General features: G+C 74.6%; 12 protein-coding genes and 1 pseudogene. 7 read left to right on the forward strand and 6 right to left on the reverse strand.

Going from position 1 to position 12,295, the window contains the following annotated elements; translation table 11 throughout:
- Both G5C65_RS19215 and G5C65_RS19220 read right to left on the reverse strand, forming a co-directional pair.
- Nucleotides 1-665 (reverse strand): NAD(P)/FAD-dependent oxidoreductase (locus G5C65_RS19215; protein WP_165300108.1); only part of this gene is annotated, 665 nt, incomplete at its 3' end.
- Nucleotides 662-1,009 (reverse strand): bifunctional 3-phenylpropionate/cinnamic acid dioxygenase ferredoxin subunit, encoded by a 348-nt coding sequence (locus G5C65_RS19220; RefSeq protein ID WP_165300109.1) that lies wholly within the window; start codon nucleotides 1,007-1,009, stop codon nucleotides 662-664. The genes G5C65_RS19220 and G5C65_RS19215, both read right to left, overlap by 4 nt.
- A 201-nt stretch (nucleotides 1,010-1,210) precedes the next feature.
- Here G5C65_RS19220 and G5C65_RS19225 point away from each other — a divergent pair, with 201 nt between their 5' ends.
- The gene (locus tag G5C65_RS19225) at nucleotides 1,211-2,008 is read left to right on the forward strand and encodes an IclR family transcriptional regulator (protein WP_338146528.1); all 798 of its coding nucleotides are present in this window, start codon (nucleotides 1,211-1,213) and stop codon (nucleotides 2,006-2,008) included.
- 52 nt (nucleotides 2,009-2,060) lie between these two features.
- On the opposite strand, the gene G5C65_RS19230 is transcribed toward G5C65_RS19225, so the two are convergent.
- Together G5C65_RS19230 and G5C65_RS19235 are read right to left on the reverse strand one after the other, a co-directional pair.
- The gene (locus tag G5C65_RS19230; protein ID WP_165300111.1) at nucleotides 2,061-2,723 is read right to left on the reverse strand and encodes a response regulator; all 663 of its coding nucleotides are present in this window, start codon (nucleotides 2,721-2,723) and stop codon (nucleotides 2,061-2,063) included.
- Entirely contained in the window at nucleotides 2,720-3,919 is a 1,200-nt protein-coding gene (locus tag G5C65_RS19235) for a sensor histidine kinase (protein ID WP_165300112.1), read from the reverse strand. Before G5C65_RS19235 ends, G5C65_RS19230 begins: the two co-directional genes overlap by 4 nt.
- A gap of 131 nt (nucleotides 3,920-4,050) precedes the next feature.
- On the opposite strand from G5C65_RS19235, the gene G5C65_RS19240 reads away from it, so the two are divergent.
- The 5 genes from G5C65_RS19240 (at nucleotide 4,051) to G5C65_RS19260 (ending at nucleotide 10,940) form a co-directional block, all read left to right on the forward strand.
- Nucleotides 4,051-4,977 (forward strand): ATP-binding cassette domain-containing protein, encoded by a 927-nt coding sequence (locus G5C65_RS19240; RefSeq protein WP_206441998.1) that lies wholly within the window; start codon nucleotides 4,051-4,053, stop codon nucleotides 4,975-4,977.
- Complete coding sequence (locus G5C65_RS19245) at nucleotides 4,974-5,822, forward strand: ABC-2 transporter permease (RefSeq protein WP_165300114.1); 849 nt, start codon at nucleotides 4,974-4,976, stop codon at nucleotides 5,820-5,822. Before G5C65_RS19240 ends, G5C65_RS19245 begins: the two co-directional genes overlap by 4 nt.
- Before the next feature lie 182 nt (nucleotides 5,823-6,004).
- The gene (locus tag G5C65_RS19250) at nucleotides 6,005-7,090 is read left to right on the forward strand and encodes an S-(hydroxymethyl)mycothiol dehydrogenase (protein ID WP_165300115.1); all 1,086 of its coding nucleotides are present in this window, start codon (nucleotides 6,005-6,007) and stop codon (nucleotides 7,088-7,090) included.
- 174 nt (nucleotides 7,091-7,264) lie between these two features.
- Nucleotides 7,265-9,754, forward strand: coding sequence for an FAD-dependent oxidoreductase (locus tag G5C65_RS19255; RefSeq protein ID WP_165300116.1), 2,490 nt, complete (start codon nucleotides 7,265-7,267; stop codon nucleotides 9,752-9,754).
- Between the two features lie 55 nt (nucleotides 9,755-9,809).
- Entirely contained in the window at nucleotides 9,810-10,940 is a 1,131-nt protein-coding gene (locus tag G5C65_RS19260; RefSeq protein ID WP_165300117.1) for an aromatic ring-hydroxylating oxygenase subunit alpha, read from the forward strand.
- A 217-nt stretch (nucleotides 10,941-11,157) separates the two neighbouring features.
- Here G5C65_RS19260 and G5C65_RS19265 read toward each other — a convergent pair whose 3' ends face one another.
- Together G5C65_RS19265 and G5C65_RS19270 are read right to left on the reverse strand one after the other, a co-directional pair.
- Entirely contained in the window at nucleotides 11,158-11,823 is a 666-nt protein-coding gene (locus G5C65_RS19265; RefSeq protein WP_165300118.1) for a nucleoside/nucleotide kinase family protein, read from the reverse strand.
- Nucleotides 11,823-11,975: a hypothetical protein gene (locus tag G5C65_RS19270; RefSeq protein WP_165300119.1), complete on the reverse strand. Its 153-nt coding sequence runs from the start codon at nucleotides 11,973-11,975 to the stop codon at nucleotides 11,823-11,825. The genes G5C65_RS19265 and G5C65_RS19270 overlap by 1 nt, the downstream gene beginning before the upstream one ends.
- Nucleotides 11,976-12,047: 72 nt before the next feature.
- Here G5C65_RS19270 and G5C65_RS38595 point away from each other — a divergent pair.
- Nucleotides 12,048-12,295 (forward strand): annotated as a pseudogene (locus G5C65_RS38595) (hypothetical protein); the annotation flags it as partial.

The raw sequence follows: 12,295 nt of genomic DNA on the forward strand, positions 1-12,295 counted from the left end.
ACCCGCCCCCGGCCGTCCCCGTGCAGCGCCGCCACACCGGTGCCGGTGAGCAGGGTGACGCCGTGGTCGGCGTGCAGGGCCGCGCACACCGCCGCCAGCTCGGGGCCGAGCTGGGGCAGCAGCGGCTCCTCGGCCGCCTCGACGACGGTGACCTGGTGGCCCATCGTCGCGCAGGAGGAGGCCACCTCGGAGCCGATGAACCCGGCACCGACCACGAGGACCCGCACCTGGCCGCGGCTGAGCTCCTCGCGCAGCGCCGCGGCGTCGTCCAGGGTGCGCAGCGTGTGCACGCCCTCCAGATGCGTGCCGCCCGGCAGCCCGCGCGCCGCGGCGCCGGTGGCCAGGACCACCCCGTCGGTGACCAGACGGCCGCCGCCCTCCAGGAGGACGGCCCGGCCGGGCAGGTCGAGCCCCGCCGCACGGGTGCCGAGCAGCCACTCGGCGTCCAGCTCGGCGACGTCCTCGGCGTCCGCGAGGGCGAGCCGGTCCGCGGTGACGGCACCGGTCAGGTACTCCTTGGACAGCGGCGGCCGGTCGTAGGGCCGGTGGTGCTCGTCGCCGACGAGCACCAGGCGCCCGTCGTAGCCCTGGTCGCGCAGCGCCTGCGCGGCGTACGTCCCGGCCAGCGAGGCTCCGACCACCGTGATCGTCCCCAGCGTGCTCATGCCGCGGTCCCCTTCCCGAACCCGCCGGCGTCCTCGTCTCGCGCGCCGGTGAGCTGTACCCAGACCGTTCCCTCGTGGACGCTGACAGGGTGCGTACGCACGGCCCGGCGGGCCGGAAGGCAGGTGGGCTTGCCGGTGCGCAGGTCGAATGAAGCCGCGTGCAGCGGGCATTCGATCAGACAGCCTTCGAGCCAGCCCTCGGAGAGCGAAGCGTCCTGGTGGGTGCACGTGTCGTCGATCGCGTACAGCTCACCGTCCGTACGGAAGACGGCGATGGGAGGTTCGAGGTCTAGACGAAGGGACTCGCCCTCGGGCAGGTCTTCAAGGCGGCAGACGGGTACCACTGGCCCCCCTCATACTCTTCGCTACGATGCGAGTTTCGTATCGCGCACGATGACGCGTGATGCGCAACAGAATCCAGGCGAGGAGGTGCCCGCGTCAAGCGCTTGCCTCAAACCCGGATGCGAGCCGGGTGCCACAATCGAGAACCACAAAACAGGCCACCAGGTGGTGACGTTGAGCAGATGACGGACAAGACGGCAGACATGGGAGCGGCGACGCAGGGTTCGGGCAGGCAGGCCAGGGGTGCGGCAGGCTCGGTCCAGTCGGTGGACCGAGCCGTGAGCGTACTGGAAATCCTCGCGCGGCACGGCGAGACCGGAGTCACGGAGATCGCCGAGGAGCTGGGCGTCCACAAGTCGACGGCGTTCCGGCTGCTGGGCGTGCTGGAGGCCAGGGGCCTGGTCTCGCAGGAGCAGGACCGGGGCAAGTACTACCTGGGCCCCGGGGTGCTGCGGCTGGCGGGCGCGGCGGCCTCGCGGCTCGACATCTCACAGGAGGGCGCGCCGGTCTGCCGGGACCTGGCGGAGCACGCGGGCGAGACGGCGAACATCGCGGTGCTCGACGACGACGCGGCGGTGAACATCATGCAGGCGCGCGGCTCCTCGTCGGTGACGGCCCAGAACTGGCTGGGACGGCGGACGCCGCTGCACGCGACGTCCAGCGGGAAGACGCTGCTGGCGTACCAGCCCAAGTCCGTGCAGGAGAGCGCGCTGACCCGCAAGCTGCCCCGGCTGACGGACCACACGATCACATCCCCGGCCGAGCTGCGGGCCGAGCTGAAGAGCGTGCTCAAGAGCGGGTACGGCATGGCGCGGGACGAGTTGGAGATCGGGCTGCACGCCGTCGCCGCGCCGGTGCGGGCGCACGACGGCAAGGTGATCGGGGCGATCAGCGTCTCGGGGCCCTCGTACCGGTTGGAGGAGGAGCAGCTTCAGGAGGTGGCCAAGCGCACCATGGCCGCGGCGCAGGACCTGTCACGCCGGATGGGGTACGCGTACTGATCCCCGCACCGTGTGCCGGGACCGCGACCCGGCGTGGACCCGGGGCACGGCGCTAGGCAGAGACCAGCCCCGTCTCGTAGGCGATGATGACGAGCTGGACCCGGTCGCGTGCGGCGAGCTTGGACAGCAGCCGGGTCACGTACGTCTTCACGGTGGCCACACTCAGCACCAGCGTCTCGGCGATCTCGGTGTTGGACAGGCCGCGGCCGACCAGCGTCAGCACCTCCCGCTCCCGCCCGGTGATCCCCGTCAGGGCGCGGGGCGGCCGGGCCGCGGGCGCGGGGGGCTCGGCGAACCGGGCGATCAGGCGGCGGGTGACGCCGGGCGCCAGCAGCGCGTCCCCGGCGGCGACCACCCGTACCGCCGCCAGGATGTCGTCCAGGGCCATGTCCTTGACCAGGAACCCGGAGGCGCCCGCGCGCAGCGAGCCGTAGACGTAGTCGTCGTCATCGAAGGTCGTCAGCACCACGACCCGGGAGGTGCCGGGCATCCGGGTGATGTGCCGGGTGGCCTCGATGCCGTCGATGCTGCCGGGCATCCGGATGTCCATCACCACGACGTCGGGGCGGACCTCCTCCGCGAGCCGTACGGCCTCGACGCCGGTGCCCGCCTCGCCGACGGCCTCGACGTCCGGCGCCTCGGTGATGACCATCTGCAGCGCGGTCCGCACCAGCGGCTGGTCGTCGACGAGGAGGACCCGCACCGGCGCGGTCATCGCACCCCCGCCGGTACGGGCAGCCGGGCCGCCACCCGGAAGCCGCCCCCGGGGCGCGGCGCCGCCGCGAACTCACCGTGCAGCAGCGCGACCCGCTCCCGCATCCCCGCCAGCCCGAAGCCGGTGCCGCCGCCCCGGCCGCCGCCGGTTCCGGCATCGACGATCTCCACGGCCAGCTCCCCCTCCCGCTGCTCGACGGTGACCCGGCAGGACCGGGCCGCCGCATGCCGCACGACGTTGGTGACGGCCTCCTGGATGATCCGGTACGCGGAGACGTCGATCTCCGGCGGCAGTGGTCGCTGCTCGCCCCGCCACCGCACGTCCACCCGCACGCCCGCCGCCGTGGTCGTCGCGGCGAGCCGCCCCACGTCCCCGAGCCCGCACGCCTGTTCCGGCGCGCCGGTGTACTCCCCCGGCTCGGCCCCGCGGAGCGCCACGAGCATACGGCGCAGGCCCGACAGGGTCTCCCGGCTGGCGTTCTCGACCTCGCCGAGGGCACTGCGGGCGCGCTCGGGCTGGGTGTCGAGGACCCGTCGCGCCGCACCCGCCTGCAACGCGACGATGCCCATGGTGTGGGCGATCATGTCGTGCATCTCGCGGGCGATCCGCAGCCGCTCGGCGGTGACCGCCTGGGCGGCCGACCGGTCGGCCAGCGATGCGGCGTGCTCCCGCGACTGGCGCGCGGAGTTGCCGATCAGCCAGGAGATGACGGCGGTCAGCAGGACCGCCAGCTCGGTGGAGGCCCCCACGTTCCAGCCCGCCACGGCCCGTACGGCGAGGTATCCGCAGGGCACGGCCAGCGCCAGGGCCAGCGCCGCGGCTCCGGTGCGGCGGGGCCCGGCGGCGGCGACGAAGTACAGCGCGACGATGACCGCGAGGTACTGCGGCAGCGGGATCTCCCCCACGCCCAGCGGCATCGGGGACGCCACCGCCGCGGCGAGCATCAGGCACAGCCCTGCCAGCGGCCGCCGCTCCAGCCGCCGCCCGCCCACCGCCGTGAGGACTCCGGCCACCGCCAGCGTCAGCAGCCCGTCCCAGCGGTAGAGCTGGATCGCGGGCCAGTCGGCGGGTTCGCTCTCGCCGGGCAGCCGGACCCGGAACACGAAGGTCAGCGCCGCCCCCGCACACCAGGCCAGGGTGGTCCAGGCGCCCGGCGACATGCGTGTGAGCAGCGGTATCGGCGGCGAGGAGTGCATGCAGCGATCGTAGCCAGCCGCCCGCGGCCCCGGATCGGACCGAGGGTGTACAACCGCGGTCGACAGCCGGGCCGGCATTGTCAGCGGCGGTCCGATGCGGCGCGGGGCACGCGCCGGACACCGTGGAACGCATGATCGAAGTCAATCTGCTGACCAAGCGCTACGGCGGAACGACCGCCGTGCGGGAGCTGACCTTCGCCGTGCGCCCCGGCCGCGTCACCGGCTTCCTCGGCCCGAACGGCGCAGGCAAGAGCACCACGCTGCGCATGGTGCTCGGCCTCGACGCGCCCACCAGCGGCACCGCGACCGTCTCCGGCAGCCCGTTCCGGGACCGGGCGCGCGGGCTGCGGCACGTGGGCGCGCTGCTGGACGCGGGCCAGGTGCACGGCGGGCGGACCGCCGCGGCGCATCTGGGGGCGCTGGCCCGCTCCAACCGCATCCCGCGCGCCCGGGTGGACGAGGTGCTGGAGGAGGTCGGGCTGGCGGGCGCCGCGCGGCGCCGGACCGGCGGGTTTTCGCTCGGCATGCGGCAGCGGCTGGGGATCGCGGCGGCGCTGCTGGGCGATCCTCCTGTGCTGGTGTTCGACGAGCCGCTGAACGGGCTGGACCCGGAGGGCGTGCAGTGGGTACGCGGACTCTTCCGGGGTCTGGCCGCCGAGGGGCGCACCGTGTTCGTCTCCAGTCATCTGATGTCCGAGATGGAGCACACCGCCGACCATCTGGTGGTGATCGGGCGGGGCGAGCTGATCGCCGCGGAGAGCCTCGCGGAGTTCGCGGCGCGCGGCACCGGAGCCGGAGCCGGGGTGACCGTGCGCACCCCGCAGCCCGCCGAGCTGACGCTCGCGCTGCGGGCCGAGGGCGCCACCGTGCGGCCGGACAGCGACCGGGCCGACGCCGCGCTCGCCGTGACCGGGCTGGACGCCGCCCGCATCGGCGCGCTCGCCCACCGGCACGGGGTGCCGCTGCTGGAGCTGACCCCCCGCTCCGCCTCGCTGGAAGCGGCGTTCATGGAACTGACCTCCGGCAGCGTCGAATTCCCCGCAGGAGATGCCCGGTGACCTCGACAGCCCCCGCACAGCCGGCCGTCGCGCCGGATCTCCGGGCCCGGTTCCGGGATCTGCTCGCCGCCGAGTGGCTCAAGCTCTGGTCGCTGCGCTCGACGGCCTGGACGCTGTTCGCGGGCGCCCTCGCCGTGCTCGGCCTCAACGCGGGCACCGCCTGGGACCACTACCGCTCCTGGGACCGGATGAGCGCGGAGTCCCAGCGCAGCTTCGTGCCCGACGGGATGCCGGTGCTGGACGCGTTCACCGGGAACGGGGTGACGTTCCTGATGCTGGTCGCCGCGGCGCTGGGCGCCCTGACGATCACCGGCGAGTACGGCACCGGGCTGATCCGTACGACGTTCGCCGCGGTTCCGGCGCGGCGCTCGGTGATGGCCGCCAAGGTGTGTGTGACCGCGGCGGTCACCACCGGGTTCGGCACGCTGCTGGCGCTGGTGTCGTATGGCGTCACCCAGGCGATCCTGGACACGCGCGGGGCCGGGGTCCCGCTCGACCACCCGCACATGCCGCGCGTGCTGATCGCCTCCGCGCTGCTGGCTCCGGTCTCCGGGCTCGCGGGGCTGGCCCTCGGGGCGGTGCTCCGGCACAGCGCGGGCGCCATGGTGGCGTGCCTGGTGGTGCTGATGGTGCTGCCGTTGATCGTGCTCGACCAGCGGTACTGGACCGCGCTCATCGACCACGCCCTGCCCTACACCGCCTGGGTCCGGCTGGACGACGTGCAGGGCACGGAGCACCGCGCGGACTTCCCGTGGACCACGACCGGAGCCTGGACCGTCTACGCCGGCTGGGCGCTCGCCTCCGCCGCCGTCGCCGTGGCCGCCGTGCACCGCCGCGATCAGTGAAACCTCGCCGCAACGCAGGGGCCGGGCGCCGGTAACACCCTTGCTCAGAGCACACATTCGCAATCTGATGATCCGTCAGAAACCACTGATCCGCATCTCTTGACGGCGCGGATTCGCATTCCCACCATGTCTCTCATAGCGCAACCAGTCGTGCACTACGCAACACGCTGCGAGGTCTGGGAATGCCATACGAGGTCCGCGCTGTCATCACGATGAAGAAGGACGCCCCGGCGGAGGTACAGACCGTCCTGGTGCCGGACCCCGGCCCGGGAGATGTGCTCGTCGCCGTGCAGGCATGCGGCGTCTGCCACACCGACCTGCACTACCGCGAAGGCGCCGTCAGCGACGACTTCCCGTTCCTGCTCGGCCACGAGGCCGCGGGCACGGTGGAGGCCGTCGGCCCCGGCGTCACCGATCCGCAGCCCGGCGACTCCGTCGTGCTGGCCTGGCGCGCGCCCTGCGGCCGCTGCCGCGCCTGCCGCCGGGGCCGCCCCTGGTACTGCTTCGACTCCAGCAACGCCGGCCGGCCCATGACCCTGCTGGACAGCACCCCGCTCACGCCCGCGCTCGGCATCGGCGCCTTCGCCGAGAAGACGCTCGTGGCCGCCGGGCAGGCCGTCCGGGTCGACCCGGCGGCCCGCCCGGAGGCCGCCGGGCTGATCGGCTGCGGCATCATGGCGGGCTACGGCGCGGTCGTGCACACCGGCGGTGTGGCCTACGGCGACACCGTCGCCGTCATCGGCTGCGGCGGTGTCGGCGACGCCGCCATCGCCGCGGCCTCGCTCGCCGGGGCGCGCCGCGTCATCGCCGTGGACCTGGACGACGCCAAGCTGGACGCGGCCATCCAGTTCGGCGCCACCCACTGCGTCAACTCGCGCGGCACGGACCCCGTGGCGGCCGTCCGGGAGCTGACCGACGGGTACGGCGCCGACCTCGTCGTCGACGCGGTCGGCCGGGCCGACACCTTCGAGCAGGGCTTCGCCATGCGGGACCTGGCGGGCACCTTCGTCCAGGCCGGGGTGCCGGGGCCGCAGGCGCGGCTGGAGCTGCCGCTGCTGGACGTCTTCGCGCGGGGCGGCGCCGTCAAGCCCTCCTGGTACGGCGACTGCCTGCCGAGCCGGGACTTCCCCGTGCTCATCGACCTCTACCTCAGCGGCAAGCTCGACCTCGGCGCGTTCGTCACCGAGACGATCGCGCTGGACGACGTGGAGAGCGCGTTCGACCGGATGCTGCAGGGCAAGGTGCTGCGATCGGTGGTGACCCTGTGAGCGACGCACGCGCGGCCGCCGGGCCGCACACGACCACGAAACCCGCACACCGCCGCGCGGGCGGAGAAGCGAACCGGGGGATGCAGTGAGCGACGCACGCGCGGCCGCCGGACCGCACACGACCACGAAACCCGCACCCTGCCGCGCGGGCGGAGCAGCTAACCGGGGGATGCCGTGAACGCCCTTCACGTTCCGGAGGCCCGGAACGGCCCCGTCGTCGTCATCGGTGCCGGGATCGTCGGCTGCTCGCTCGCCGACGAGCTCACCGCGCGCGGCTGGCGCGATGTCACGGTGCTGGAGCAGGGGCCGCTGGCCGCGCCGGGCGGCTCCACCTCCCACGCCCCGGGTCTCGTCTTCCGCACCAGCCCGTCCCGGACCCTGACCGCGTACGCCGCGTACACCGTGGAGAAGTTCGGCGCGCTGCGCTCGGGCGGGCGCTCCTGTTTCCTGCCGGTCGGCGGGCTGGAGGTCGCCACGACCGAGGAGCGCTGGTCGGACCTGCACCGCAAGGCCGGCCTCGCGGCGGCCTGGGGCGTGCAGGGAGAGCTGGTCGGCCCCGGGCGGTGCGCCGAGCTGTGGCCGATGCTGGCCGCCGGCCGGGTGCTCGGCGGCTTCCACACCCCCGGCGACGGGCTGGCCCGCGCCCTGCTCGCCTGCCATGCGCAGACGGAGCGCGCCCGGTCCCGGGGCGCCCGGTTCCTGGACCGGCACACCGTCACCGGTATCGAGCGCGCCGGAGGGCGGGTGACGGGCGTGGTCACCGACCGGGGCACGTTCCCCGCAGCGCACGTCGTCTCGGCGGCCGGGTTCTGGGGGCCGGTGGTCGGCGCCATGGCCGGGGTCGAGGTGCCGCTGCTGCCGCTGGCGCACCAGTACGCGCACACCGCGCCGCTGCCGGAGCTGCCCGCCGCCGCGGGCCCGGGGGCCGACGAGGCGGTCCGCCCCATCCTCCGTCACCAGGACCGGGACCTGTACTTCCGGGAGCACCTGGACGCGCACGGCGGCCCGCGCCTGGGCATCGGGACCTACGCCCACCGCCCGCTGCCGGTCGACCCGTCCGACGCCTCCGCCGTCCTGCCGTACGACGAGGCGCCGGTCATGCCCTCCTCCCTGCCCTTCACTCCGGAGGACTTCGCCGAGAGCTGGGCGGAGTGCGCCGCGCTGCTGCCCCGGCTGGCGGACAGCGCTGTCGCCGACGGCTTCAACGGCGTCTTCTCCTTCACGCCCGACGGGATGCCGCTGCTCGGCGAGTCCGCGGCGCTGCGCGGCTTCTGGCTCGCCGAGGCCGTCTGGGTGACGCACTCGGCGGGCGCGGCGCGGGCCGTCGCGGAGTGGATGACGGACGGGCGGCCCTCCGTGGACCCGCACGAGTGCGACATCGCGCGCTTCGAGGGCGCGCAGCGCTCCCCCTCGTACGTCAGGGAGCGGGGCGAGCGCGGCTTCGTCGAGGTGTACGACGTCATCCACCCGCTCCAGCCGCCCGAGCGCCCCCGCCCGCTGCGCACCAGCCCCTTCTATCCGCGGCAGCGCGAACTGGGCGCGTACTTCCTGGAGTCGGGCGGCTGGGAGCGCCCGCACTGGTACGAGGCGAACGCGCCGCTGGCCGAGGGGCTGCGGCTGCCGGAGCGCGACGCGTGGTCGGCGCGCCACTGGTCGCCGATCGCGGCGGCCGAGGCGCGGGCCACCCGGGAGCGGGTGGCGCTGTTCGACATGACGCCGCTGCGGCGGCTGGAGGTGACCGGGCCCGGCTCGCTGGACCTCCTCCAGCGGATGACGAGCAACCAGCTCGCCAAGAGGCCCGGCGCGGTCACCTACACCCTGCTGCTCGACGAGGCGGGCGGCGTCCGCAGCGACCTGACGGCGGCCCGGCTGGGCCCGGACCGCTGGCAGCTGGGCGCCAACACCACCGCCGACCTGGACTGGCTGGCCCGGCATGCGCCGGACGGCGTCCGGGTCCGGGACATCACAGCGGGCACCTGCTGCGTCGGCGTCTGGGGCCCGCTGGCCCGGGACCTCGTCCAGCCGCTGACCCCGGCCGACTTCTCGCACCGCGCGTTCGGCTTCTTCCGGGCGCGGGAGACCTACGTGGGGGACGTGCCGGTGACGGCGCTGCGGGTCAGCTACGTGGGCGAGCTGGGGTGGGAGCTGTACACCTCGGCCGACCTGGGGCTGCGGCTGTGGGACACGCTGTGGGAGGCGGGCCGCGCGCTGGGCGCCGTCGCCGCCGGGCGCAGCGCCTTCAACAGCCTGCGGCTGGAGAAGGGCTACCGGGCCTGGGGCACGGACATGACGACCGAGCACGATCCGTACGAGGCGGGCGTCGGCTTCGCCGTGCGGATGGGCAAGGGCGACTTCACCGGCCGCGCCGCGCTGGAGGCCCGGGGCGCCGAACCGGCCCGCCGGCTGACCTGTCTGACGCTGGACGACCCGGGCGCCGTGGTGCTGGGCAGCGAGCCGGTGTACGCGGACGGCGTCGCCTCGGGCTATGTGACCAGCGCGGCGTACGGCTACACCGTGGGCCGCTGCGTGGCGTACGCCTGGCTCCCCGCGCGGGTCGCCGTGCCGGGCACGCCGGTGTCCGTCGACTACTTCGGCGAGAAGGTCCCGGCCACCGTGGCGGCGGAGCCCCTCTTCGACCCCGGCATGGACAAGATCCGCCGCTGATCCGGCGGCACCCACGACCCATCGCCCAGTTCGACCCTCTCCGTGGAGCTCACGTATGACGACGACGGCGGCCCCGAGCCTGCTCGCCACGCTGCCCGGCCACTTCTACACCGACCAGGAGCTGTTCGAGCGGGAGCGGCGGCACATCTTCGAGGCCCAGTGGTACTGCGCGGTGCGCGCAGCGGACCTGGACCGGCCGGGCGCCTACCGCACGGTGCGGGTGGGCGGCGAGAGCGTGCTGGTCACCCGGAACCGGCGCGGCGAGCTGCGCGCCTTCCTGAACGTGTGCCGGCACCGCGGCGCGCAGCTGTGCACCGAGGAGTCCGGCGCGGTACGGCGCGGCCTGCAGTGCCCGTACCACGCGTGGACCTACGACCTGGACGGCCGGCTGACCGCGGCGCCCAACCTGACGCGGATGCCCGACGTGGACCGCTCCCGGTACGGGCTGCACCGGGTGCAGCTGCGCGAGTGGCTCGGCTACGGCTGGGTGTGCCTGGCGCCCGAGCCCCCGCCGTTCGAGGACACGGTGGTGCGGGACGTCGCCGAACGGCTGGGCGGGCCCGAGGTCGTCGACCGCTACGCGGTGGCGGGGCTGGCGCTGGGCCGGCGGATCGGCTACGACGTACGCGCCAACTGGAAGCTGATCATCGAGAACTTCATGGAGTGCTACCACTGCGCGACGATCCACCCCGAGCTGACCGAGGTGCTGCCGGAGTTCGCCGACGGCTTCGCCGCGCAGTACTACGTCGGCCACGGCCCGGAGTTCGCCGAGGAGGCCGAGGGCTTCACGGTGGACGGGAGCGCGGGCTTCGCCCGGCTGCCGGGCGTTCCGGACTCGCACGACCGCCGCTACTTCGCACTCACGGTCCGGCCGCAGGTCTTCGTCAACCTCCTCCCCGACCATGTGATCGTGCACCGGATGTTCCCGCTGGCCCCCGACCGGACGCTGGTGGAGTGCGACTGGCTGTATGCGGCGGAGGTCGTCGCGGCCGGGCCGGACCAGGGCCGGCTGGCGAAGTCGGTGGAGCTGTTCCACCGCGTCAACGAGCAGGACTTCGCGGCCTGCGAGCGCACCCAGCCCGCGATGTCCTCGCGCGCCTACCGCCAGGGCGGCGTCCTGGTCCCCAGCGAGCACCACATCGCCGGGTTCCACGACTGGGTGCGGGCCCTGGTCGCCGAGGAGTGACCCCTCAGGGCTTCAGGGGCTTCAGGGGCTTCAGGGCTCCAGCGGCCGGAACGAGGTCACCTCCCGCACATGGACCAGGGCGTCCAGCGTTGCGCGCGGGCCGGTCCCGCCATGCCTCCCCCGTCCGCAGATCGTCCAGCGGGGCGTGCGGGACCGGTCTCCGCCATGGTCGCGTGCGGCTGCCGCGGCCAGGAGGAAACGTGAAGGAAGCTTCATGTCAGTCGACCGGCGGGTGCACCACCAGGTCCGCGCGCGGACGGGTGCGGGCGACGACCGCCGCGTTGGCCTCGTCGGAGCGGTAGACCCACTCCCGTGCCTCCTCCGGGCCCCTGCCGAAGGCGATATGGCGGCCGATCAGCCACCGCAGCCGCGTCTCCTCCGCGGGGGCCACATACCAGGTCTCGTCCAGCAGCGGCCGCACCCGCGCCCACGGCCCCTCGGAGAGCAGCAGATAGTTGCCCTCCGTCACCACCAGGTCCACCTCGGGGCCCAGGGCGATCTCGGCGGCCAGCGACTCCTCGAACTCCCGGTGGAAGCGCGGCGCGTACACCGTCTCGGGGCGCTCTCCCGCCGCCCCCGCGGCGCGCAGCCGGGAGAGCAGTGCGGCGTAGCCCGCCGCGTCGAAGGTGTCGGGCGCGCCCTTGCGGTCGCCTCGGCCGAGCGCGGCGAGCACGGCGTTCGACAGGTGGTAGCCGTCCATGGGCAGCAGTCCGGCACGCGGCCCCAGCCCCGAGACCAGCGCCTCGGCCAGGGTGCTCTTGCCCGCTCCGGGCGGCCCGGTGATGCCGAGCACGGCACGCGCGGGGCGCTCCAGCAGGACGCGGGCGCGGTCGAGCAGCGCGCCGAGGCCCGGTGCGGCGGCCCGGGGCGCGGTCGGCTCCATCAGAAACGCTCCTCCTGCTCCGCGCGGACCCGCGCCGCCGAGCCCACCCGGTGGTGCTCGGCGGGGTCGGCAAGGGGCCGCAGTGCGTGCAGGGCGCCGGCCGGGTCGCGCCCGTACCGCGTCCAGAACGCGGCCAGCCACCCGCCGAGCACCGGCGGCTGCGGCTGCCAGGGGCGTCGCCGTACCCGGTCAGCACCGTCCGCAGCGGGTGGGTGCCCGGACGGGTGGCGACGAACTCCCGCCGTACGGCGTTCAGCGGGCCCACCTGGGCCTCGGTCCACGGCGGGCCGCAGCAGCCCTCGACGGTGCCGCGCCGCGCCCGCGCGATGCCGTCCCGGCCTGCCTCGCCCAGCGGCACGGTCAGCGCGGCCGATGTGGTGCGGCGGGGGCGGTACCGGCGCGGCGGCGGCCGCGCCGGGTCGGACGGCTGCGGGCATACGGGCGCTCCCGGAGAGGCCGTTGGCGGGGCGGG

Source organism: Streptomyces boncukensis, assembly GCF_011045075.1.
GTDB lineage: Bacteria > Actinomycetota > Actinomycetes > Streptomycetales > Streptomycetaceae > Streptomyces > Streptomyces boncukensis.